Source organism: Rhodococcus sp. G6(2025) (genome assembly GCF_058628105.1).
Genome location: NZ_CP179750.1, coordinates 6,031,871 through 6,052,954, shown reverse-complemented (window position 1 = coordinate 6,052,954; position 21,084 = coordinate 6,031,871). Strand labels below are relative to the sequence as shown.

The following is a 21,084-nucleotide window of genomic DNA, read 5'->3' as shown; positions in this document are numbered from 1 at the left end:
GTTTCTCCTGAATGATCACTGTTCGTGGGTGTTGTTACTGCGGGACAACCGGTCTCGGGCGCGGCTGAACTTCTGTGTGACGGGCACACGTGCGGTGGCGCGGGCCAGGCCCATCGCCGGCGTGCCGACGTAGATCGACTCGGCATGGTCCACCGGATAGGTCTCGTGCCAGACGCCGACCGCGCCGGGGGCCTTGCGGGCACGCCGGTTGAATGCGCCCCACGCCGGACGATGCTTCGCTTGGCTGTCACTGGCGTAGGCGTACAGCTTGTCGACGGAGTTCCAGTACTGGACCACTGTCGGGCCGCGCCCCTCGAACGTCAGGCGGTAGCCCATCAGACCCGAATCCGGGTCCTCGGACAGTTCGCGCAGCATCCTCGGCATCGCGAGGAAGGTGGGCAGCCACAGGTCCGGTCGCCAGGGTCGGTTGATGGTCATCCCGATCAGGAAGACCACCAGTTCGCCGTCGTAGTGGTGCGTCGAACGGGTGGGGTCGATCGTCGTCATCGGATGCCTCCCAATGTTGGATACCGATACTATCTAATAGTGGATAGTGCGGGTATCCAATGTCAAGGGGTGTGGGCATACGAAAACCCGGACCGCGCGGTGCGCGGCCCGGGTGAATAGGTCAGGGGTGGTTTACGGAGCCGGAAATGTCGGTGTCACCGGGACGACCGAGGCGAGTGCGCGCTCGTGGGCGTCGGTGGACCATTCGGGTTCGGTCGTGATGTTCATGTCCCCGACGATCGTGCCGAAGATGTCGATGTCCGTGCTGTACAGGATTACCGCGTTGCGCTGCGAATCCGTGAAGTTCGTGCCGGTGATGTTCGCGTCGCTCAGGTCGGCGTACGACAGATTCGCGGCGGCGAAGTTGGTGCCGGTGAGGTTCGCTCGTTTCATGTTCGCGCCCGACAGGTCGGCGAAGCTCAGGTTCAGGCCCGCTAGATTCGCGGAACTCAGATCGGCGCCGGGGCAGGTCGTGCGATCGCCGGGGTTCGGAATGGCCACGATCTTGCAGCCGTTGATCTCGGTGAGGACGTCCGCCGCGGCCGTCCCGGCGCCCGCACTGAGTGCGGCACCCCCGGCCAGCGCGACCGCGCCCAGTGTCAGAGCCCTGAAATGTGTCCTGCTCATGCCGGACCGCCCCCTCGCGTAGAACCTCAACCGTCATCGCCGAACTTAGTGCCGGGCGCCCTGCGCCGCACGGGGAATGGCGACACCTGCACGTTGGCCGAGGCGTTGCCAGGCACCGACGCACCCCTTCTCGGTAGACGCACCCGTTCCAGGGCTCGAAAAGGGGTGCGTGGGCGCAGAAGGGGTGCGTGTGTCGGGCGGCGCGCCGGGGATCGACTACTCGCAGGCGATGCCGTCGTTGTCGCGGTCGAGGTGCGACGCGTAACCGTCCTGGCCGCGGTAGATCGGCGTCACACCCGCATTGCGGGCCTCGGTGCAGTTCTTGTACCCCGCGCGGGGTGCGGGAGCCTGCGGTGCCGGAGCCGCCTGCGGTGCGGGGGCTACCTGCGGTGCCGGCGCGACCTGCGGTGCGGGTGCCGGTGCTGCCGGAGCCGCGGGCGCGGGCGGCAGGAGGGGGTTCACGGCGTCGGCCGAACCGCTCGGAATCAGCGACGCAATCTCCGGGGGAAGGAAGTCGAAGATCGTCGCCGCCTGTGCGGAGGGCGCGACTGCCATCGAAATGGCGGCACAACCGAGGACGCTGAGAACTAACCGTCGAGCCTTCATATTTACCTCGTTCAGGGGTGGGGTGGGGCTTCGGCAGGACCACCGGCACATGCACCTCGCGACAGTGCTTTCGTGAATTCGATCCCGTCTGCCGATGATGGTAGCCGCGGCCGAAAGATTCTGTGACACAGGCGTCTCCGCTGTCGATCACGCGAATGACAGCGGGAGTCGCGCGACCCGCGGGATCTGAAACGCTGTCAGCGCTGCGGGAGAACGGTCACCCCGAGCGGCCGCGGACGTTCGTCGACACCGTGCTCGCGGCCGCGCAGTAATCGCCTCGCGGGAGCAGGTGCGCGGCGGCCGTCCGCCACGGGGCGAGCAGGGTGTCGAAGTGTGCGCTGGTGAAGTCGTGCCGCCCCACTAGATCGGACACCGCGTGCGCGGCTGCCGCGTCGCGCACCGCGGTCGCGATGTCCGCGCACAGTTGCTCGTCCTCGCGCACTGTCGCCTCGTCCATGAAGTGCCGTTCCCACGCGGCGTCCTGGGCGCGGTACCAGGATTTGATCCGGCCCGCGTCCCAGGCAGCCTCACGTGCGCACGCCCAGGCACCGAGCCGTCGGCGGCTGTCGACGACGCTCCTCGTCCGCGTCAGCGCACCGAAGTGCCCGTGCAGGAGGGCTGCCGCTTCCACGGCATGTCGCACGACGTCCTGCCAGTTCGGGCCGAAGCTCTGCTCGCACTCGTGTTCCGTCACGGCGAACGTGTCGAGGGCGGACAGCGCGTCGTCCACGACGTCGACGTGGAGAAGGTACGAGCCGGGCAGCTCACGTCGGCTCAGCAGCTGGAACGCGACGAACGCGTCGCCGCGGACCGGGGCGCAGTGCACGAGGACGTCGAGCACCGACAGCCGGGTCTCCGGCGTGTAGTCGCCGGGCTTCGGAACCGGGTGCCGCCGGATGAACTGGGCGGCGCGGGCAGGGAGCAGGCGAAGTTCGTCGGTGATCATGTCAGCACTCGACATAGTTGACCGGGACGTTGACGGCCAGACCACCGGTCGACGTTTCCTTGTACTTCGACAGCATGTCTGCGCCGGTCGAGCGCATCGTCTCGATCACCTGGTCGAGGCTGACCCGGTGGGTGCCGTCGCCGCGCAGGGCCATGCGAGCGGCGTTGATGGCCTTGCCCGCCGAGATCGCGTTGCGTTCGATGCACGGAATCTGCACCAGCCCTTCGATGGGATCGCACGTGAGACCGAGGCTGTGTTCCATCGCGATCTCCGCGGCATTCTCCACCTGTTCGATTGTGCCGCCGAGAATCTCGGCGAGCCCGGCAGCGGCCATGGACGCCGCGGAACCCACCTCGCCCTGGCAGCCGACCTCGGCTCCGGAGATCGACGCGCGTTCCTTGTACAGCGATCCGACGGCGCCGGCGGCGAGGAGGAAGCGGATCGCGGTGTCGTCGGGATCCGACTTCCCGGCCGGGGTGTAGTGAACGGCGTAGTGCAGCACCGCGGGGATGATGCCCGCGGCGCCGTTGGTCGGCGCGGTGACGATGCGGCCGCCGGATGCGTTCTCCTCGTTGACGGCCAGGGCGACGAGGTTGACCCAGTCCTCGGCGAATGCGGGATCACGGTGCGGATCTTCCTGATCCAGGCGGAGATACCAGTCCCGTGCCCGCCGGCGCACGCGCAGGGCGCCGGGAAGAATTCCGTCGCGCGCGATCCCGCGCTTCTCGCATTCCACCATGACGTCGCGGATATGGAGGAGCCGTTCGTAGATCTCCACGGTCGACCGCGTTTCGCGTTCGAACTGGAGCATCACGTCACTGATGGTGTAGCCGTGGCGGGCCGCGACGTCGAGGAGTTCCTTGGCGGACCCGAACGACAGCCCGCCGGTGGCGGGGCGCGGCGGCTGTGCGCTCTCCGCTTCGGTGACGACGAAGCCGCCGCCGATGGAAAAGTAGGTTTCGCTGTGGATTTCGACGCCGGCGGCGGTGGACGCGGTGATCCTCATCCCGTTCGGGTGCAACGGCAGGATGGTCAGCGGATGGAGGACGATCTCGTCCTCGGCGAGTGCGACGTCGTGGGATCCGCCGACCCTGATGCGCCGGGTGCTGCGCATCTCCTCGAGACGTCGTTCCATTTCCTCGGTCTCGATCTTCTCGGGAAAGTACCCCTCGAGCCCGAGCAGCACCGCGGACATCGTCCCGTGGCCCGCTCCCGTGGCTGCGAGCGACCCGTACAGGTCGACGCGGATGTCCGCCGTTGCGTGCAGGGCGTCGAGGGCGCGGAGGTCGGAGACGAACCGTGCGGCGGCGCGCATCGGTCCGACGGTGTGTGAACTCGAGGGGCCGACGCCGACGGAGAACAGGTCGAACACGCTGATGGTCATGGGATTACACCGCCTCACTGAGTTCGTTCGCGTATTGCGCGGGGGTGAGAAGTCCGTAGGCGGACGACGTCGGCGAGGGGAGGACGGCGAACAGCCAGCCACGGTGGAAGGGGTCGTCGGCGACGAGTTGAGGGTTCTCGGCGGCGTCGGTGTTCGTCATCGTGACGAGTCCGCTGATCGGCGCGTACACCGTGACGACGGTCCGGGCGGACGTCCACACGAGGGCGCAGGGGGCGCCTGCCTCGATCGTGCTGCGCACTGCCGGAAGTTCCAGTCCGACCACCTCGACCTCGTCGAGTGCGGTGTCCGTGACCCCGGCCCGGAGTGGGTAGTCGGCGAAGCTCTGTCCCGGTGCGAGGGCCAACCAGCTATGCGTTGCCGTGAACCGTCGATCCGAGGGAATCTTTCCAGCTCTCATGCCTTTTCCTTTGACAGTCGGGCGTTGTGGTCGCGGAGTCGCGCTGTGATCCAACAGGTCTGACATTGATATATCAGTATGTGTCATAACAGTAGGTCAGGTGTGAGGGTGGGTCAAGAGGTGGTCCGGAAAACGTCCGGAAACGAAGCGGCTACGGCCGGAGAGTCGCGGGCAGCACGCCTTTGAGTGAGCTCGTCACGGCCAGCGCCTCGGCGGCCAGGAGATCGCGCGGCGTGAGTATGCGTTCGCGCATCAGCCCGCGGTCGAGCTGCCACGACCGCTCGACACCCGGCAGGCACCCCGACGCCAATGGCGGCGTCCACCAGACGCCGTCGATCCGGGCGGCGAGATTCGCGATCGTGGTCTCGGTGACGTGCCCGAGTTCGTTGACCAGCACGACGTCGTCGGCCCCGGGATGGCGGTGTCGTCTGCGGTCGTATCGCTCACGCAACGTCGACTTGTGTCCGAGGAGGACGTCCCGGGAGTCGACGGGCTCGTCGTCGAGCACGAGAGACACCGACGCGGGTGCGACCGGCGGCCCGAAGACGTCGACGTCCACCCCGCCGTCGCGGTGCAGGCGCACGCGGACCCGGGCCGGACCGACGCCCGACAGCCGCTGCGCGAGGTGGCGCCGGACGTCACGTTCCCCGAACTCGTACCCGAGCACGGCCGCCGAACGGGCCAGACGTCGCAGGTGACGGTCCACGTGCCGCAAGCCGGTCCGCGGATCGTGATACATCGTCTCCATCAGCTGGGCACCAGCTTCGACAAGCTGCGCTTCAGCAGGACCGATCGTCGCGAGACCGGCGGCGGACACGGAGGTGTTCACTGTGCGGAGACTCGATTCGACGCGTGACTGAAGCTGGCGGGACCACGATATACGAGCGCGCGGAGCACGGATACCGCGTCCACAGTGGCGGCCACGTCGTGCACCCGGAGGACGGCTGCCCCGTTCTGTGCGGCGATCAGGGCAGCGGCCACCGATGCGGCCTGACGGTGCTCGACGCCGCGACCGGTGATCGTGCCCAGCATGCCCTTCCGGGACAGTCCGGCCATCACGGGAACACCGAGGTCGGTGATCTGCCGTAGCTCGGCCAACAGCGCGAGGTTGTGGGCGAGGGTCTTGCCGAAGCCGAAACCCGGGTCCACCATGATGTGCTCGAGCGGAATTCCCGCGCCCCGGCAGGCGCCGACACGGTCGACGAGGAACCGGCGCACCTCGGATACGACGTCGCCGTACTCCGGCGACGTCTGCATCGTTTCGGGCTCGCCCCGCATGTGCATCAGGCACACGGGCACGTCCAGGCCGGCCGCGGTCCGCAGTGCCCCCGGAAGCCGGAGGGCACGAACGTCGTTGATCATCGACGCGCCGGCGGCGACCGCCTCGCGCATGACGTCCGGTCTCGAGGTGTCGACCGAGATCGGGACCGACGTCGACATCGCGAGGGCTGCGACTACCGGCACCACGCGCTCGATCTCCTCCGCGACGGACGGCGGGCGGGACCCGGGGCGGGTCGACTCGCCGCCGACGTCGAGGAGGTCGGCACCCTCCGCCACCAGGGACAGGGCGTGTTCGACCGCGGCGGCGGCGTCGAGGTATCGGCCGCCGTCGGAGAACGAATCCGGGGTCACGTTGACGATGCCGCAGACCAGGGGAATGTCGCGTGCGAGAGCCTCGAGCAGTCGGCCGGGGCCGGTGGCGGTGAGCGTCGGGAACGGAACCATTCGGGCGCATCTCCTTCCAGAAGGGGAATCGGTCCGGTGGACGACGCCGTGCCGTCCACCGGACCGACGCTGTCGCTTACACCGGGTCGACGCCGAACTCTTCGGCGGCGTCGATCAACCACTCCGCGAGGTACCGGGCGAACGACGACCGCACGAGAATCCGGTAGTCGGCCCCCTCGTCGTCGAGCGCGATCAGGATCACGCCCGCGAGGCCGAGCATGGTCTGCGCTGCAGTGCCGCGGCCGTACACCCTCGGATGCAGATCCAGTGAGCACCCCTTCTCGAGGACGTCGCGGGCATGAGTGCCGCGCAGCCGCAGGGTGGTTCGCTGTCCGGAGACGTCGATCGCGGCGCCGCCGTGGGGTGTCACCGCCGCCCGCAGGTCAGACTCGAGAGCGGGTGCCGACTGTGATCGCGTGGTGATCAGCCACTCCTCGGGACCGAGCCAGACGGCGGTGGTGGCGTCGGTTCCGGCGGACGTCGACGCCGCGGTGGGGAGGTCGAACCCGAGGACCGTTGCGGCGGCCGTGGCTCCCGGTCCGGCCGGGTCGACCCACAGGTCGACCATCGCGACAAAAGGTTCCTCGGCGATGCTCACCGACTCGGGGAGTTCGGAGAATTTCTGGTCCCAGCCGTGCAGGGGGCTGAGGGGGACGAGGGTGTCAGCCATCGCGACGTGCTCCTTCGGGATCGACGAGGACGGAACTGGTGACCTCGACGGCGACCAGGTTTCCGTCCACCGGGACGTGCAGGGTGTCGCCGAGCCGGGCCCGGCCGCCCTTGACGAGGGCGAGCCCGAACGGGCGGCCGAGTTCGGCGCTGAGATAGCTCGACGTGACGTGCCCGAGCATCGGCACCGGCGGGGGCGGCAGGATGCCGCCTTGCGCCTCTTCGATGATCTGCGCGCCCTCGGGCAGCACGGTCTGCTTGTCGAGGGGCAGCAGTCCGACGAACTGTTTGCGCAGCGGGTTCTGGTTCTCCGCCCGGGTGAAGGAGCGCTTCCCGATGAAGTCGCGCTTCTTCTTCGACACGGCCCAGCTCATCCCGAGGTCCTGCGGGGTGACCGTCCCGTCGGTGTCCTGACCGATGATCGGGTACCCCTTTTCGGCGCGCAGGACGTGCATGGTCTCGGTGCCGTACGGGGTGATGTCGAACTTCTCGCCCGCGGCGATCAGGCGCGCCCAGACCGCGGGTGCGTGCCAGCCGTCGACGTCGACCTCGAACGCGAGTTCACCGGAGAAGCTGATCCGCGCGACCCGTACGTGGACGCCGCCGAGGGAGGTGTCGCGCCACGCCATGAACGGGAACGCGTCGTTGGTGACGTCGAGGTCGGGGAAGACCTCACCGATCACGTCGCGGGAGCGCGGTCCGACGACGGGGAACGTGGCCCACTGTTCGGTGACCGAGGTGAGCCGCACCTTCAGGTGGGGCCACTCCGTCTGCAGCCATTCCTCCATCCAGTCGAGGATTTTCGCGGCGCCGCCGGTGGTCGTGAAGACCTGGAACCGGTCGTCGTCCAGGCGCATCACGGTGCCGTCGTCGATGACCATGCCGTCGACCCCGCACATGACGCCGTAGCGGACCATGCCGACCTTCAGGGTGCTCATCATGTTCGTGTAGACCATGTCGAGCAGCACCCCGGCGTCGGGGCCCTGGACGTCGATCTTGCCGAGGGTGGAGCCGTCGAGGATGCCGATGCTGCGGCGCACGGCGGCGCATTCGCGCAGCACCGCGGCGTCCATGTCCTCCCCGGGGAGGGGGTAGAAGCGGGGACGCTTCCACTGGCCGACGTCCTCGAACACCGCGCCGCGGCCGACGTGCCAATCGTGCAGTGCCGTCACCCGTTCGGGATCGAAGAGGGCGCCGCGGCTGCGGCCGGCGAGGGCGGCGAATGCGACCGGGGTGTACGGCGGCCGGAACGTGGTGGTGCCCAGCGTCTCGATCGGCCTGCCGAGCAGTTCGGCCGTGATACCGGAGGAGATCACCCCGGACGTCTTGCCCTGATCGTGCGCGGTGCCGATGGTCGTGTAGCGCTTGATGTGCTCCATCGACGTCATGCCTGCGCCGACCGCGCGGGCCAGGTCGGCGACCGTCGCGTCGCGCTGCACGTCGACGAACTGGGTGTCCTCACCGGCGACGTCCCGCACCCGCCAGAGCACCAGCGGGGTGGACTGTTCGATCGCGGGTGCAGGTTCCGGGTCGATCGTGCGATCGGGAACGGTGAAGCCGAGGTCGCGCATGATCGACTGGCCGGCGGTCTGCCCGTCGCGCAGGCACCCGTCCAGGTCGAACACACCGTTCGCGGACCCGGCGACGGAGACTCCGTCGAGGTCCTCGCCGGGCACGAAGGCGCCGAGGCTCTCGTCGTAGCGGAGCTTGCCGCGGGCCTGCGAGAACAGGTGCACGGCCGGGTTCCAGCCGCCGCTGACGAGCAGGACGTCGCAGGCGAGGGGAACTGCGGTACCGGTGTTTTCGCGCTGGGCGACGACGGCGTGACTGATCCGGCCGTTGCCGCGGGTGCCGGACACCACCGACCCGGTGCGGATGGTGATGCCGCGCGCGTCGCATTCACGCTGCCAGCGGGCGGGTGCCTCGTCGCGGGCCTCGACGATCGCGTTGATCCGGACCCCGGCGTCGTGTAGGTCGATCGCGGCCTCGTACGCGCTGTCGTTGGTGGTGAACACGACGGCCTGCTCACCGACCTTGACACCGTAGCGGTGCAGGAAGGTGCGGGCGCCGTGCGCGAGCATGATGCCCGGGCGGTCGTTGTCGGTGAAGACGACGGGACGCTCGTGCGCTCCGGCGGCGACGAGGATGTGCCGGGCGCGGATACGCCAGACGCGCTGGCGGCTCAGCGCCGCGGGGGCCTCGACACCGAGATGGTCGGTGCGCCGCTGCAGCGCGAGGACGAAGCCGTCGTCGTAGTTGCCGAACGCGGTGGTGCGCTGCAGGTGCAGCACATCCGGGTAGGTGGCGAGTTCGGCGACCGCGGCCGCGACCCAGTCGAGGGCGGGTGCGCCGTCGATGAGGTCAGTGGACCCGAGGAGGTCGCCGCCGGCTTCGCTCTGCTCGTCGACGAGCACCACCCGGGCGCCCGCCCGGGCCGCCGTGAGCGCGGCGGCGAGACCGGCAGGTCCGGCGCCGGCGACGAGGAGGTCGGTGTGGACGTGCTTGGCGTCGTACTTCGCCGAATCGGCGATCTCGGCGAGCCGGCCCTGACCGGGGATGCCGCGGGCGACGAGGCCGTCGAACAACTCGATGGTGGTGGCGAGCAGCATCGGCTCGGGGAAGGGCTCCTCGATCTGCACGAGACCGCCGGTGTCCTCCGCCCACGCCGCGGTGATGCCGCGGGGCCGGCCGAGTTTGATGCTGGTGGTGATCTGGTGGACGCCGTTCGCGAGCAGGGCCGAACCGAGCGTGTCACCGGGGTGACCGGTCAGTTCCCGGCCGTCGAAAGTGAAGGTGTAGGAGGTGTCGCGGTCGAGGCGACCGCCCTGGCGGGTGCGGAAGGGTGCGTTCACGATATCGTCGGCTTCTGCTCGTCCAAGCGGTAGACGCTGTGGAATCGGTAGGTGGCGGTGTCGCGTACGGCGTTGAACCAGCGCCGGCAGCCGGCGCTGTGGTTCCACCGTTCCGCGAAAAGACCATTCGGGTTCGCGCGGAAGAACACGAAGTGCGCCCACTGCTCGTCGGTCAGGGATTCGGGATCTTGCGGATACAGGACGTGGGCTTCGCCGCCGTAGTGGAACTCGGTTTCCTCACGGGACCCGCACCACGGGCATTCGATGAGTTGCATTGTGGCTCCTGAATTTCAGTGCGCGACGGGGGATCAGTGAGCGACGGCCGCGGCGCCGTGCTCGTCGACGAGAGCGCCGGTGACGAACCGGTCGAGGCTGAACGGCGCGATGAACTCGTGCGGTTCGTCGTTCGCGATGGTGTCCGCCAGACACCAACCCAACCCCGGGGTGGCCTTGAATCCGCCGGTGCCCCAACCGCAGTTGAGATACACGTTGTCGTACGGAGTGCGTCCCACGATCGGGGAGGCGTCGGGACACACGTCGACGATGCCGCCCCAGGTGCGCAGCAGATGCGCGCGGGCGAACACCGGGAACAACTCCACCGCGGCCGCCATCTGACGTTCGATGATGTGGAACGCGCCGCGCTGGCCGTACCCGTTGTAGGAATCGACACCGGCGCCCATCACCAGTTCGCCCTTGTGCGCCTGCGAGACGTACACGTGGATGGCGTTGGACATCACGATGGTCGGGTGCACGGGTTCGAGCAGTTCGGAGACCAGCGCCTGCAGCGGGTGGCTCTGCACGGGGGTGCGGATGCCGAGCATGTCGGTGAGCGTCGAGGTGTGCCCGGCCGCGCACAGCGCGACCTGACCGGCCGCGATGTCGCCGCGGGTGGTGCGCACCCCGGTGACCTTGTTGCCGTCGGTGACGAAACCGGTGACCTCACAGTTCTGGATGATGTCGATGCCCGCCTCGTCGGCGCGGCGCGCGAATCCCCAGGCCACGTAGTCGTGCTTGGCGATGCCGGCCCGCGGCTGATACGTCGCGCCGAGGACGGGGTAGCGGATGTCGCTCGAGATGTTCACCAGCGGGCACAGCTTCTTGACCTCGTCGGGTCCGACCCACTCGGCGTCGATTCCGTTGAGCTTGTTCGCCTCCACCCGGCGGACGCTGTCGCGGACGTCCTGCAGGCTGTGCGCGAGATTGAGGACGCCGCGCTGGCTGAACAGGATCGGATAGTCGAGGTCGTCCTCGAGGCCCTCCCACAGTTTGAGGGCGTGCTCGTAGATCTTGGCGCTCTCGTCCCACAGGTAGTTCGACCGGATCAGCGTGGTGTTGCGGGCCATGTTGCCGCCCGCGAGCCACCCCTTCTCCAGGACCGCGACGTTGGTGATGCCGTGGTTCTTGGCCAGGTAGTGCGCGGTCGCGAGGCCGTGTCCGCCGCCGCCGACGATGACGACGTCGTACGACTTCTTCGGTTCCGGGTTACGCCACAGGAAGTCGGGGTGGTCGGGCAGGTGGGCGCCGGGCGGCTGGGTGGCACTCATCAGTTCGCCTCCGTGAGGTCGGGGTAGAGCGGGAAGCGCAGCGCGAGGGCATCGACGCGGGCGCGGAGTTCGTCGAGTCCGGCCTCGTCGGTGGCCGGTCGCAGCGCGTAGCTGATGATGTCGGCGACCTCGGTGAACGCATCCAGGTCGAAACCGCGGGTGGCGAGCGCGGGGGTGCCGATCCGCACCCCCGAGCTTACCATCGGCGGACGCGGGTCGAACGGGACGGCGTTGCGGTTCACCGTGATTCCCACCCGGTGCAACCGGTCCTCCGCCTGCTTGCCGTCGAGTTCGGACTCGCGCAGATCCACCAGCACCAGATGCACGTCGGTGCCGCCGGACACGACGTTGATGCCCGCCTGCCGGGAGTCGTCCTCGAGGAGGCGGTCGGCGAGGATCTTCGCGCCGGCGAGCGTGCGTTCCTGGCGCTCCCGGAACTCGGGCTCGGCGGCGAGCTTGAACGAGACGGCTTTGCCGGCGATCACGTGCTCGAGCGGGCCGCCCTGCTGTCCGGGGAACACCGAGGAGTTGAACTTCTTCGCCAGTGCCTCGTCGTTGGTGAGGATGACGCCGCCGCGGGGACCGCCGAGGGTCTTGTGCGTCGTCGACGTGACCACGTGGGCGTGCGGGACGGGGGAGGGGTGCAGTCCGGCGGCGACGAGTCCGGCGAAGTGCGCCATGTCGACCATGAGGTATGCGCCGACCTCGTCGGCGATGCGACGGAACGCGGCGAAGTCGAGTTGGCGTGTGTAGGCGGACCAGCCGGCCAGGATCAGCTTCGGGCGATGCTCACGCGCGAGACGCTCGACCTCGTCCATGTCGACGAGATGGTCGTCCTCGCGGACGTGGTACGCGGCGACTTCGTAGAGCTTGCCGGAGAAGTTCAGCTTCATCCCGTGCGTGAGGTGACCGCCGTGCGCGAGGTCCAGGCCGAGGATGCCGTCGCCGGGCTTCAGCAGTGCCGACATCGCGGCGGCGTTGGCCTGCGCTCCCGAATGCGGTTGCACGTTGGCGAATGTCGCACCGAACAGTGCGGTGAGGCGGTCGATGGCGAGCTGCTCGATGACGTCGACGTGCTCGCAACCGCCGTAGTAGCGGCGGCCGGGGTAACCCTCGGCGTACTTGTTCGTCAGTACCGACCCTTGCGCCTGCATCACCGCGAGCGGGGCGAAGTTCTCGCTGGCAATCATTTCCAGGGTGCCCTGCTGTCGCTCGAGCTCGGCCGCGATCGCCTGGTGCACGGCGGGGTCGAGATCGGCGAGCGAATGCGTCAGCGTCGGGTTCGCTGCTGCCACCTCGGTGAGGTGTGCGGTGTCCACGGTCATGGTTCGCCTTTCTGGAAGGTCAGTTGACTTCGAACTGATATATCAACTGGAAAGTAGAGTAAGGTCAGTGACGGACAAAGGTCAATAGCTCCGGAAAATCAGGGAGACGGAACATGAGCCTGGCGCATTCATCGGTCGCGGACACGGCATCGAACGGCGGCACCAACGCCGACCGCGCGTACGAGATCGTCCGCGAACGCCTGGTCATGCTGGACATCCGGCCCGGCGAGCCGATCAACGACGACCGTCTCGCCGAAGAACTCGGATTCGGCCGGACACCGGTGCGGGAAGCGCTCAAACGCCTCGAGCGGGAACGTCTCGTCGTCGCCTACCCGCGTCGTGGCACATTCGCCACCGCCGTCGACATGACCGATCTCGCCGACATCTCCGAAATCCGCAAGCAACTCGAACCGACCGCGGCGGCCCGGGCGGCCCGGACCGCGTCCCCGGACGCGCGAGCCCGGCTGACCGCGCTCGCCGACGAGATCGCCGAGATAGACGACAGCGAAGACCCGCGCGAAGTCCTGCGCAAGGACGTGCGCGTCCACCGCGAGATCTACCGAGCATCCGGGAACCCTCACCTCGAGGACATCCTCGTCAGCCTCGACGCACACGCCACCCGCATCTGGTGCCTCTTCCTCGACCGGCTGCCCGACGTCGCCAGCCACGTCCGCGAGCACGTCGCCCTGCTCCGGGCCATCGTCGACGGCGACGAGAACACCGCCTCGTCCCTCACCCTCGCCCACGTCGCCGGTTTCGAGAAGGCCATCCGCGACCTGCTGTAGGCCTCCGGCCCGTGCGCCTTTCTGGTAGCGGGAGCTACCAAAAAGGCGCACGGGCGCGAAGCGCCTCAGCTGAACACAACCGTCCGGTGACCGTGCAGCAGGACGCGGTTCTCGCAGTGCCAGCGCACGGCCCGCGACAGCGCGAGGGCCTCGGCGTCCTGCCCGACCGTGGCGAGTCGCGTCGGGTCGAAGGAGTGGTCGATGCGGATGACTTCCTGCTCGATGATGGGCCCCTCGTCCAGATCAGGGGTCACGTAGTGGGCGGTGGCCCCGACCTGCTTGACGCCGCGATCGAACGCCTGGTGGTAGGGCTTGGCGCCCTTGAAACCGGGCAGGAACGAGTGGTGGATGTTGATGGCCCGTCCGCGTAGCGCGCGGCACGCGTCGTCCGACAGCACCTGCATGTACCGGGCGAGAACCACGAGATCCGCGTCGAATTCCTCGACGAGTTCGAGCAGCCGGGCTTCGGCCTGCGGCTTGGTGGCCGGCGTGACCGGGACGTGGACGAACGGCAGCCCGGCGGCCTCGGCCATGGGGCGCAGCACCTCGTGATTGGAGACGACGGCGACGAGTTCGGCGCCGAGGTTGCCTGCTCGCCAGCGGAAGATGAGGTCGTTGAGGCAGTGACCCATCTTGGAGACCATCACGATCACCCGGGGCAGGTCGGTGCCGTTGAAGTTGAACGTCATGCCGAATTTCGCGGCGACGCTTCCGAATTCCGCCGTGAGGCGTTCGATGTCGACATCTTCCGCGGACACGAACGACGTGCGGAGGAAGAACGCGTCGCTCCGGGTGTCGTCGAACTGCTGATGCTCGGCGATATCGCAGTTCTGCTCGAAGAGAAAGGAGCTGACTGCGTGAACGATCCCGGGACGCTGAGCGCAGCTGAGCGTCAGGGTGAAGGTCTGGGTCATGTGGGTCTCCTCGATGCCGGACTGGTTACGGTGTCACTAATTGAGGTGTCAGTCCGAGCGAACTGATATATCAGAATGGGCCATGCTATTTCAGGCTGGACGAGCGGGTCAAGGGGTGGAGACGGAGTCAGACGCTGCTGCGGAACCCGGCGAGCACGGACTCCGATCGAGTCTGGGCGTACTGCGTCCCGGCGGCGTCGACCGTGTGATTGAGCAGCAACGCGGTGGTCACCGGTCCCACCCCTCCGGGGACCGGGGTCAGCGCGCCCGCCCGACCGTCGACGGCCACGGCGTCGACGTCACCGAGCAGTTGGCCGTCCGCGGTCGCCGTGGTCCCGACATCGATGACAACGGCGCCGTCGGCGACGTGGTCGGCCGTGATCAGTCCGGGAATGCCGACCGCGACGACGAGGATGTCGGCGCCACGGGTGCCGGCGGCCAGGTCGGTGGTGTGCCGGTGGCAGACGGTCACCGTCGCGTTGCGCTGCACGAGCAGATGCGCGACGGGACTTCCGACTACAGTCGATCTGCCGACCACCGCGGCCGTCCTGCCGTGCGGGGAGATCCCGTGGTGATCGAGGAGGGCGATCACGGCCTGTGCGGTGGCGGGCGCGAACGCCGGCTGACGCGCGACGAGTCGGCCGAGGCTGACCGGGTTGGCGCCGTCGACGTCCTTGGCGGGGTTGATCGCCTCCCGGAGGGCATCGAGGTCGGTTCCGTCCGGCAGGGGTGTCTGCAGGATGATGCCGTGGACGTCCGGGTCGTGGCCGAGTTCGACGAGCGTGCTGCGGATCTGCTCGGTCGACGCCGCGGCACCGAGATCGACGATGTCGCACAGGATTCCGGTGCGTTTCGCGGCCGACGCGATGGACCGCACGTACCAGGCGGTCGATTCGTCGTCGGTGGCCTGCACGACCGCCAGCTTGGGCCGGATACCGAGGTCGTTGAGGGCTGCGGCGGCGACGGATGCGTCGTTGCGGATGGAGGTGGCGAGTTCGGCGCCACCGAGGCTTCTGGTCATGAAGTCAGCTGCTTTCGTACTCGTGTCGTGACTGCGTCGGCACGCTCGACGATCGCGTCGACGCCGGACAGGCACTCGGTGAGGGCCCGGCGGGTGTCCAGATCGGTGATACCCGGCAGGTTCACCTCGATGTTGACCCGGGCGGTGGTGGCGGCTGCGCGGGCGGCCTCGGCGGCGGCCGCGACGTCGCTGACGACGGTGCGGTTCGCTACCGGCAGCAGGACGTCGGCGAGTGCGACGACGTCGCCCGCCGCGACCACCACCTCGGCGGGGACCGCGGCGGCGCCGGCGAGGGCGGTCGCGATCGCCGACGTGCGGGCGGCCGGTTCGTCGTCCGTGTCCTGGGGGAGCCGGTAGGCGTCGATGACGGCCGTGAATGCCGCCATGTCGTCGTCGGCGAACTGCAGTGCCTTCTCGCGGAACGCATCCGCGGACGCGCAGATGCGTTCGACGAGCATCCCGTGGTCGGCGTACCTCTTGCCGGTGGTGTAGCGGGCGACCATCGCGACCAGCGCGGCTGCCTGGCCGAGGTGGAGGGCGCCGGTCGCGCCGCCGCCGGGCGCGGGAGTTCGATCGGCGAGCGAGTCCAGGAACCCGGCGATCGTGTCGTCTCGGAGGGTCATGACCGGATCTTCTTCATCTCGGGGTCGACGAGCGGCTCGGCCACAACCGTTGCCGGGATGCGGCGTCCGAAGTACTCGATCTCCACCGGGGTGTCGACGGTCGCGTTCGCGGGAAGCCAGGCGTAGGCGATCGGCGCCCCCACCGTGTGACCGAACGCGGCGCTCGTGACGTACCCGGCGGGCTGTCCGTCGACGAACACCGGCTCGTGGCCGAGGACCACCGACGTGCGGTCGTCGATCATGAGGCACGCCAGGCGCCGCTCCACCGTCTCGTCGGAGACGCCGTCGAGCGCGTCACGCCCACGGAAGTCGCCCTTCTGCAGTCGGACCGCGAACCCGAGACCGGCCTCGTAGGGATTGTGCTCGGTGGTCATGTCGCTGCCCCACGAGCGGTAGCCCTTCTCCATCCGCAGGCTGTTGAACGCGGCGCGGCCGGCGGCGATGACGTCGTACTTCTGCCCTTCCGCCCACAGCAGATCCCACAGGCGCAAACCGTTGTCGGCGGACGTGTACAGTTCCCAGCCGAGTTCGCCGACGTACGACAGACGCATCGCCGTGACGGGAACACCGCCGATGCGGACCTGCTTCGCGCGGAAGTACTTGAAGTTCTCGTTCGTGAAGTCGTCGGAGCTCAACGCCTGCACCAGGTCCCGGGCGCGCGGGCCCCACAACCCGATCCCGCACGTGCCGCCGGTGATGTCCCGGATCTGCACACTGCCGTCGTCCGGAGATTGGCGGCGGAAGTAGTCGAGGTCGAGGTTGCCGTTGGCGCCGACCTGGAAGACGGTGTCGGACAGTCGCGTGACGGTGAGGTCGCTGCGGACGCCGCCGGACTCGTCGAGCGCGAGCGTGTAGGTGACGGACCCGACGGACTTGTCCATCTTGCCGGTCGTCAGCCGGTCGAGCAGGGCCAGCGCGCCGGGGCCGCTGATCTCGAGGCGCTTCAGCGGTGTCATGTCGTACATCGCCACCGAGGTTCGGGTCTTCCAGGCCTCGGCCGCGGCGATGGGGGAGTGGAACATCGCTGCCCACGGTTCGCGGGCCGGCGGCTGCCATTCGGCCGGAAGGTCCTGTACCAGATGGGCGTTGGACTCGAACCAGTGCGGGCGTTCCCAGCCGGAGCTTTCCAGGAACACTGCGCCGAGTTCCTTCTGGCGCGTGTGGAAGGGGCTGACCCGCAGGTCGCGGGGAGACTCCTTGGGCTGCAGTGGGTGCAGCACGTCGTAGATCTCGACGAAGTTCTGCTGCGACGTCTCGCTGACGTAGTCGGGTGCGAGCTGGATCTCCTCGAAGCGGTGCACGTCGCAGCCGTGCAGTTCGACCTCGGAGCGGCCGTCGACGAGCAGTTGCGCGACGGCCCGGCCTACACCGGCAGAGTGTGTCACCCACACCGCCTCGGCGATCCAGAACCCGGCGACGTCCGGGGACTCGCCGATGAGCGGTCCGCCGTCCGGGGTGAACGAGAAGACGCCGTTGAAACCGGCGTCCAGTTTCGCGGATTCGAGGCACGGCAGCAGCAACTTGCTCTGCTCCCACGACGGCGCGAAGTCCTCCTCGGTGAACGGCAGCATCGACGGCATGTCGGACGCGGACACGTCGTCGCTCTCGTCGAGGTCACGCAGGTTCACCGGCATCGGACGGTGGGCGTACGTGCCGATGCCGAGGCGGTCGACGTGCTCACGGAAGTACAGATCCTGGTCCTGGTGACGCAGGATCGGGAAGCCCGCCTCGGCGAGTTCGGTGTTCCGTCCGACGAGTTCGGGAATCTGCTCGGTCTTCGCGTACTGGTGTGCCAGGGGCAGCAGCGGGACGTCCATACCCACCATCGCGCCGATGTCGGGACCCCAGAAACCCGCGCAGGACACCACGATGTCGGCGGGGATCACCCCGTCCGCGGTGGCGACGCCGGTCACCTTGCCGCCGCTCTGTTCGATGCCGATCACCTTGGTCGAACCCTGGAACACGGCACCGCGGGCTTCGGCGCGCCGGGCCAGCGCGACGACGACTCGGGACGCCTTCGCGAGGCCGTCCGTCTCCACGTACAGCCCGCCGAGTACCCGCTTCTCGTCCAGCAGCGGGTGCAGTTTCGCGCACTCGGCCGGGTCGAGGACGGCGCCCTCGATGCCCCAGGACGTGGCCCAGCCCTGCTTGCGGTGCAGATCGGTGAGACGCTCGGGGGTGGTGGCCACCTCGAGCCCGCCGAGTTGGTTGAAGCACCATTCGCCGTTCACGTCGAGCCCGACGAACTTCTCGACCGTGTACCGGGCGAACTCGGTCATCGTCTTGGACGCATTCGTCTGGAACACCAGGCCCGGTGCGTGCGACGTGGAGCCTCCGGTGAGCGGCAACGGTCCCTGATCGAGAACCGTGATCCGATCCCAGCCGCGAGCGGTGAGCTCGTCGGCCAGATTCGCGCCGACGATGCCGGCTCCGATGATCACTACGCGCGGTGACCCCATGATGGTCCTCCTGGTTGGGTGGGTGCCTGTGTGTGGCGAAGTAGCGGGAGATTCGGTGTTCGGTGTGGGCTCGAACGGCGCCGGAAAGAACTGTGAATTGCGAAACGGATCGGACTGATCCGAACCGAAATCGACAACTGATATATCAACACATTAGGTCTGGACGAGTAAGGGGGTCAACCCCGAATTGCGGGTAATTCCAAGACGATTGGTCGATGAAATGGCCGCAATTCCGCGATCCGAAGTGGAAATGCGCACCGACCCCGACTGTGATGACGTGGAACCAGGTGTGGATGGAGGTAACCGTCGCACGGTGATGTCGCCTATCCTGAAGTCGAGATGACTGAATTGGACGATAACTCGAATGGAGATCGGAGCCGGCCGTCCGGCGCTGTGCAGTCAGTGGACCGCGCTCTGGCGGTACTCGAAATCCTGGCGAGGCTCGGTACCGCCGGTGTCACCGAAATCGCCGACGAGTTGGGTGTCCACAAGTCGACCGCATCGCGCCTCGTCGCCGTTCTGGATTCGCGAGGGTACGTCGCGCAATTGAAGAGCCGGGGAAAATTCCAACTCGGCAATTCCATCGTCCGGCTGGCCCGCACCGCGTCGCCGGACGGCGATCTGGTGCGGCAGAGTCAGGAATTGTGCGCCGAACTGGCGGAAACTGTCGGTGAGAGCGTCAATGTGTCGATACTCGACGGAAATCGATCGGTGAGCATCGTCAAAGCGGACGGTCCGGCCGGCGTCGGTACCAATACCTGGGTGGGTCAAAGCAGCCCGGCACATGCGACGGCGAGTGGAAAATTGTTGCTGACGGAATTGTCCGACAGCGAACTCGCGGAGCGCGTGGGAGAAACTCCGATTGCTCTCACGGAGAAAACTCTCACCGATGTGCCTGCGCTCGTGGAATCGCTGAAAACCATTCGCGGGCGGGGCTGGGCGGAGTCCGAGGAGGAACTCGAACTCGGGCTGAACGCGGTGTCCGTCCCGATCCGCGACTACACGTCGAAAATGATTGCTGCTCTGAGTGTGTCCGGCCCCGCCTACCGGCTGCTGCCGGAACGGTTCGAGGACGTCGCCCGCGCCGCACTCGACACGTCCCAGCAGATCAGCAGCCGATTGGGCTATGCCGTCACGTAGCGCCGGCATCAGGCCCGCGACCTGGCGAGTTGCTTCTTGTACCGGGTGAACAGCCGGGGACTGTTCATCGCGAAGACGCCCACGGTGTCGCCGTCCCGGTCGTAGGTGGCCACGAACGTGCCGGTTCCGGGATCGCCGTCGACGAACCGGACCTCGTCGGTGCTGTATCTCGTCCCGGCGAACTGCAGCATCTTGCCGTACTGGTGGGACCAGAAGTACGGGATCGCGGCGGGTCCGGACGGTGTGGCCATGATCGTGTCGGCGACGGTGGCGGCCTGTGCGACGGCGTTGCTCCAGTGTTCGCTTCTGTGGTGCACCTGGTGGGCGTCGTCGAAAGTCCGTGCGCAGTCGCCGATCGCGTACACGCCGGGCACGTTCGTGCGGCACGACGAGTCGGTGAGGAAGCCGTCTTCGATCATCAGTTCCGAATCGCGTGCCCATTCGACGTTGGGGACGGCCCCGATTCCGACCACCACGGCGTCCGCGGGGAGGATGGTTCCGTCACTCAGCTGGACGGCTTCGACCGCGTCGTCACCGAGCAGTGCGGCGACGACTGCCCCGGTGAGGAGCCGGACGCCGTGTGCGGCATGCTGTCCTGCGCAGATCGCCCCGAGTTCGATGCCGAGCGGGCCCGCCAGGGGTGTCGGTGACGCCTCGACGACGGTGACGTTCAGGCTCATGCGGGCCGCGGTGGAGGCCACCTCGGCGCCGATGAACCCTGCTCCCACGATCACGAGGTTCTGCGCACGCGACAGCGAATCCCGCAGTGCGCGTGCGTCGTCGACCGATCTGAGGGTGTGCACGCCGGCGAGGCCGGAGTGTCCGGGCAGGGTCCGGGCGCGCGCGCCCGTCGCGACGACGACGGCATCGGCGTCGAAGTGGGATCCGTCGTCGAACGTGACCCGGTGGATCCCGTCGGGGGAGCGAACCAGACCGGTGGCCGTTCGGTTCATGCGCCATTCGACGTCGAGTGTGTCGTCGTCGCTGTTCATCAACAGGAGGTCCTCGTCGGTCAGGTCGCCGGTGAGGAATTCCTTGGACAGGGGCGGCCGGTCGTAGGGCAGGGACTGCTCGCTCCCGGCCACGACGAGGCGGCCTGCGTATCCCTTCTCGCGCAGTGCGCGGACCGCCGACAGTCCGGCGAGGGAAGCGCCCAGTACCACAATGGAATTCGGGACAGTGTTCATCGGGCGTCGCCCTTCTGGTCGAGATGAAGCAGCACGGTGCCGTCGACGATCGACACGTCGTGTGTGCGGACTGCGATCTTGGCCGGCGGGCCCGAGGGCACTCCGGTGCGGAGGTCGAAGCACGCTTCGTGGAGCGGGCACTCGACGGTGCAGCCTTCGACCCAGCCGTCGGCGAGGGAGGCGTCCTGATGGGTGCAGGTGTCGTCGATGGCATACAGACCGTCGGAGGTGTGGAAGACGGAGATGGGAGCCACGCCCGGCGGGGTCACCGTGACGACTTCGCCCACGGGCAGTGTCACGAGTTCGCAGACGGGGAACGCCGTGGCGCCGGGGTGGGTCACAACTGGGGAAT

Annotated in this window: 21 protein-coding genes; 2 read left to right on the top strand and 19 right to left on the bottom strand. The window is 67.9% G+C overall.

Annotation, left to right across the window (positions count from 1 at the left end):
- Positions 1-15: 15 nt before the first annotated feature.
- The 13 genes from ACLIVD_RS27995 to glyA all read right to left on the bottom strand — a co-directional run bounded on the left by ACLIVD_RS27995 (position 16) and on the right by glyA (position 12,603).
- Entirely contained in the window at positions 16-507 is a 492-nt protein-coding gene (locus tag ACLIVD_RS27995) for a DUF4188 domain-containing protein (RefSeq protein ID WP_280782114.1), read from the bottom strand.
- 132 nt (positions 508-639) lie between these two features.
- Positions 640-1,134 (bottom strand): pentapeptide repeat-containing protein, encoded by a 495-nt coding sequence (locus tag ACLIVD_RS27990; RefSeq protein ID WP_491930978.1) that lies wholly within the window; start codon positions 1,132-1,134, stop codon positions 640-642.
- A 216-nt stretch (positions 1,135-1,350) separates the two neighbouring features.
- Positions 1,351-1,740: an excalibur calcium-binding domain-containing protein gene (locus ACLIVD_RS27985; protein WP_283331152.1), complete on the bottom strand. Its 390-nt coding sequence runs from the start codon at positions 1,738-1,740 to the stop codon at positions 1,351-1,353.
- Between the two features lie 217 nt (positions 1,741-1,957).
- Entirely contained in the window at positions 1,958-2,686 is a 729-nt protein-coding gene (locus ACLIVD_RS27980; protein WP_491930977.1) for a hypothetical protein, read from the bottom strand.
- A gap of 1 nt (position 2,687) precedes the next feature.
- Entirely contained in the window at positions 2,688-4,070 is a 1,383-nt protein-coding gene (locus tag ACLIVD_RS27975) for an L-serine ammonia-lyase (RefSeq protein ID WP_283331154.1), read from the bottom strand.
- 4 nt (positions 4,071-4,074) lie between these two features.
- The gene (locus tag ACLIVD_RS27970; protein WP_280782110.1) at positions 4,075-4,488 is read right to left on the bottom strand and encodes a glycine cleavage system protein H; all 414 of its coding nucleotides are present in this window, start codon (positions 4,486-4,488) and stop codon (positions 4,075-4,077) included.
- Between the two features lie 151 nt (positions 4,489-4,639).
- On the bottom strand, positions 4,640-5,317 hold the full coding sequence (locus tag ACLIVD_RS27965) for an aminotransferase class IV (RefSeq protein WP_283352643.1): 678 nt from the start codon (positions 5,315-5,317) through the stop codon (positions 4,640-4,642).
- Positions 5,314-6,213 (bottom strand): dihydropteroate synthase, encoded by a 900-nt coding sequence (gene folP, locus ACLIVD_RS27960; protein WP_280782108.1) that lies wholly within the window; start codon positions 6,211-6,213, stop codon positions 5,314-5,316. The genes ACLIVD_RS27965 and folP overlap by 4 nt, the downstream gene beginning before the upstream one ends.
- A gap of 76 nt (positions 6,214-6,289) precedes the next feature.
- On the bottom strand, positions 6,290-6,883 hold the full coding sequence (locus ACLIVD_RS27955; RefSeq protein WP_283352645.1) for a sarcosine oxidase subunit gamma: 594 nt from the start codon (positions 6,881-6,883) through the stop codon (positions 6,290-6,292).
- Positions 6,876-9,734 carry a 2Fe-2S iron-sulfur cluster-binding protein gene (locus ACLIVD_RS27950; RefSeq protein WP_491930976.1) on the bottom strand — a complete coding sequence of 953 codons (2,859 nt, stop codon included), beginning with the start codon at positions 9,732-9,734 and terminating at the stop codon, positions 6,876-6,878. Before ACLIVD_RS27950 ends, ACLIVD_RS27955 begins: the two co-directional genes overlap by 8 nt.
- Positions 9,731-10,009, bottom strand: a complete 279-nt coding sequence (locus ACLIVD_RS27945; protein ID WP_491930975.1) for a sarcosine oxidase subunit delta — start codon at positions 10,007-10,009, stop codon at positions 9,731-9,733. The genes ACLIVD_RS27950 and ACLIVD_RS27945 overlap by 4 nt, the downstream gene beginning before the upstream one ends.
- Before the next feature lie 33 nt (positions 10,010-10,042).
- Positions 10,043-11,278 carry a sarcosine oxidase subunit beta family protein gene (locus tag ACLIVD_RS27940; protein WP_159924938.1) on the bottom strand — a complete coding sequence of 412 codons (1,236 nt, stop codon included), beginning with the start codon at positions 11,276-11,278 and terminating at the stop codon, positions 10,043-10,045.
- Positions 11,278-12,603 carry a serine hydroxymethyltransferase gene (glyA, locus tag ACLIVD_RS27935; protein WP_491930974.1) on the bottom strand — a complete coding sequence of 442 codons (1,326 nt, stop codon included), beginning with the start codon at positions 12,601-12,603 and terminating at the stop codon, positions 11,278-11,280. Before glyA ends, ACLIVD_RS27940 begins: the two co-directional genes overlap by 1 nt.
- 113 nt (positions 12,604-12,716) lie before the next feature.
- On the opposite strand from glyA, the gene ACLIVD_RS27930 reads away from it, so the two are divergent.
- Positions 12,717-13,388: a GntR family transcriptional regulator gene (locus ACLIVD_RS27930; RefSeq protein WP_280782103.1), complete on the top strand. Its 672-nt coding sequence runs from the start codon at positions 12,717-12,719 to the stop codon at positions 13,386-13,388.
- A gap of 65 nt (positions 13,389-13,453) precedes the next feature.
- On the opposite strand, the gene purU is transcribed toward ACLIVD_RS27930, so the two are convergent.
- The 4 genes from purU to ACLIVD_RS27910 form a co-directional block, all read right to left on the bottom strand.
- Positions 13,454-14,302 carry a formyltetrahydrofolate deformylase gene (gene purU, locus ACLIVD_RS27925; protein WP_280782102.1) on the bottom strand — a complete coding sequence of 283 codons (849 nt, stop codon included), beginning with the start codon at positions 14,300-14,302 and terminating at the stop codon, positions 13,454-13,456.
- 127 nt (positions 14,303-14,429) lie between these two features.
- Entirely contained in the window at positions 14,430-15,323 is an 894-nt protein-coding gene (locus ACLIVD_RS27920) for a bifunctional 5,10-methylenetetrahydrofolate dehydrogenase/5,10-methenyltetrahydrofolate cyclohydrolase (protein WP_491930973.1), read from the bottom strand.
- Positions 15,320-15,946, bottom strand: coding sequence for a cyclodeaminase/cyclohydrolase family protein (locus ACLIVD_RS27915; protein ID WP_491930972.1), 627 nt, complete (start codon positions 15,944-15,946; stop codon positions 15,320-15,322). The genes ACLIVD_RS27920 and ACLIVD_RS27915 overlap by 4 nt, the downstream gene beginning before the upstream one ends.
- Positions 15,943-18,405 carry a GcvT family protein gene (locus ACLIVD_RS27910; protein ID WP_491930971.1) on the bottom strand — a complete coding sequence of 821 codons (2,463 nt, stop codon included), beginning with the start codon at positions 18,403-18,405 and terminating at the stop codon, positions 15,943-15,945. The genes ACLIVD_RS27915 and ACLIVD_RS27910 overlap by 4 nt, the downstream gene beginning before the upstream one ends.
- Positions 18,406-18,744: 339 nt before the next feature.
- On the opposite strand from ACLIVD_RS27910, the gene ACLIVD_RS27905 reads away from it, so the two are divergent.
- Positions 18,745-19,545 (top strand): IclR family transcriptional regulator, encoded by an 801-nt coding sequence (locus tag ACLIVD_RS27905; protein ID WP_491930970.1) that lies wholly within the window; start codon positions 18,745-18,747, stop codon positions 19,543-19,545.
- A gap of 8 nt (positions 19,546-19,553) precedes the next feature.
- On the opposite strand, the gene ACLIVD_RS27900 is transcribed toward ACLIVD_RS27905, so the two are convergent.
- Both ACLIVD_RS27900 and ACLIVD_RS27895 read right to left on the bottom strand, forming a co-directional pair.
- Positions 19,554-20,732, bottom strand: a complete 1,179-nt coding sequence (locus ACLIVD_RS27900; RefSeq protein WP_491930969.1) for an NAD(P)/FAD-dependent oxidoreductase — start codon at positions 20,730-20,732, stop codon at positions 19,554-19,556.
- A complete protein-coding gene (locus ACLIVD_RS27895; RefSeq protein ID WP_491930968.1) occupies positions 20,729-21,073 on the bottom strand; it encodes a bifunctional 3-phenylpropionate/cinnamic acid dioxygenase ferredoxin subunit in 345 nt (114 codons plus the stop codon). The genes ACLIVD_RS27900 and ACLIVD_RS27895 overlap by 4 nt, the downstream gene beginning before the upstream one ends.
- Positions 21,074-21,084: the final 11 nt, after the last annotated feature.

Coding starts and splice junctions, on each gene's coding strand:
- ACLIVD_RS27995 (WP_280782114.1), bottom strand. CDS start 507: ATGACGACGATCGACCCCACCCGTTCGACGCACCACTACGACGGCGAA.
- ACLIVD_RS27990 (WP_491930978.1), bottom strand. CDS start 1,134: ATGAGCAGGACACATTTCAGGGCTCTGACACTGGGCGCGGTCGCGCTG.
- ACLIVD_RS27955 (WP_283352645.1), bottom strand. CDS start 6,883: ATGGCTGACACCCTCGTCCCCCTCAGCCCCCTGCACGGCTGGGACCAG.
- ACLIVD_RS27940 (WP_159924938.1), bottom strand. CDS start 11,278: ATGAGTGCCACCCAGCCGCCCGGCGCCCACCTGCCCGACCACCCCGAC.
- ACLIVD_RS27905 (WP_491930970.1), top strand. CDS start 18,745: ATGACTGAATTGGACGATAACTCGAATGGAGATCGGAGCCGGCCGTCC.
- folP (WP_280782108.1), bottom strand. CDS start 6,213: ATGGTTCCGTTCCCGACGCTCACCGCCACCGGCCCCGGCCGACTGCTC.
- purU (WP_280782102.1), bottom strand. CDS start 14,302: ATGACCCAGACCTTCACCCTGACGCTCAGCTGCGCTCAGCGTCCCGGG.
- ACLIVD_RS27985 (WP_283331152.1), bottom strand. CDS start 1,740: ATGAAGGCTCGACGGTTAGTTCTCAGCGTCCTCGGTTGTGCCGCCATT.
- ACLIVD_RS27910 (WP_491930971.1), bottom strand. CDS start 18,405: ATGGGGTCACCGCGCGTAGTGATCATCGGAGCCGGCATCGTCGGCGCG.
- ACLIVD_RS27915 (WP_491930972.1), bottom strand. CDS start 15,946: ATGACCCTCCGAGACGACACGATCGCCGGGTTCCTGGACTCGCTCGCC.
- ACLIVD_RS27945 (WP_491930975.1), bottom strand. CDS start 10,009: ATGCAACTCATCGAATGCCCGTGGTGCGGGTCCCGTGAGGAAACCGAG.
- ACLIVD_RS27970 (WP_280782110.1), bottom strand. CDS start 4,488: ATGAGAGCTGGAAAGATTCCCTCGGATCGACGGTTCACGGCAACGCAT.
- glyA (WP_491930974.1), bottom strand. CDS start 12,603: ATGACCGTGGACACCGCACACCTCACCGAGGTGGCAGCAGCGAACCCG.
- ACLIVD_RS27930 (WP_280782103.1), top strand. CDS start 12,717: ATGAGCCTGGCGCATTCATCGGTCGCGGACACGGCATCGAACGGCGGC.
- ACLIVD_RS27900 (WP_491930969.1), bottom strand. CDS start 20,732: ATGAACACTGTCCCGAATTCCATTGTGGTACTGGGCGCTTCCCTCGCC.
- ACLIVD_RS27975 (WP_283331154.1), bottom strand. CDS start 4,070: ATGACCATCAGCGTGTTCGACCTGTTCTCCGTCGGCGTCGGCCCCTCG.
- ACLIVD_RS27980 (WP_491930977.1), bottom strand. CDS start 2,686: ATGATCACCGACGAACTTCGCCTGCTCCCTGCCCGCGCCGCCCAGTTC.
- ACLIVD_RS27920 (WP_491930973.1), bottom strand. CDS start 15,323: ATGACCAGAAGCCTCGGTGGCGCCGAACTCGCCACCTCCATCCGCAAC.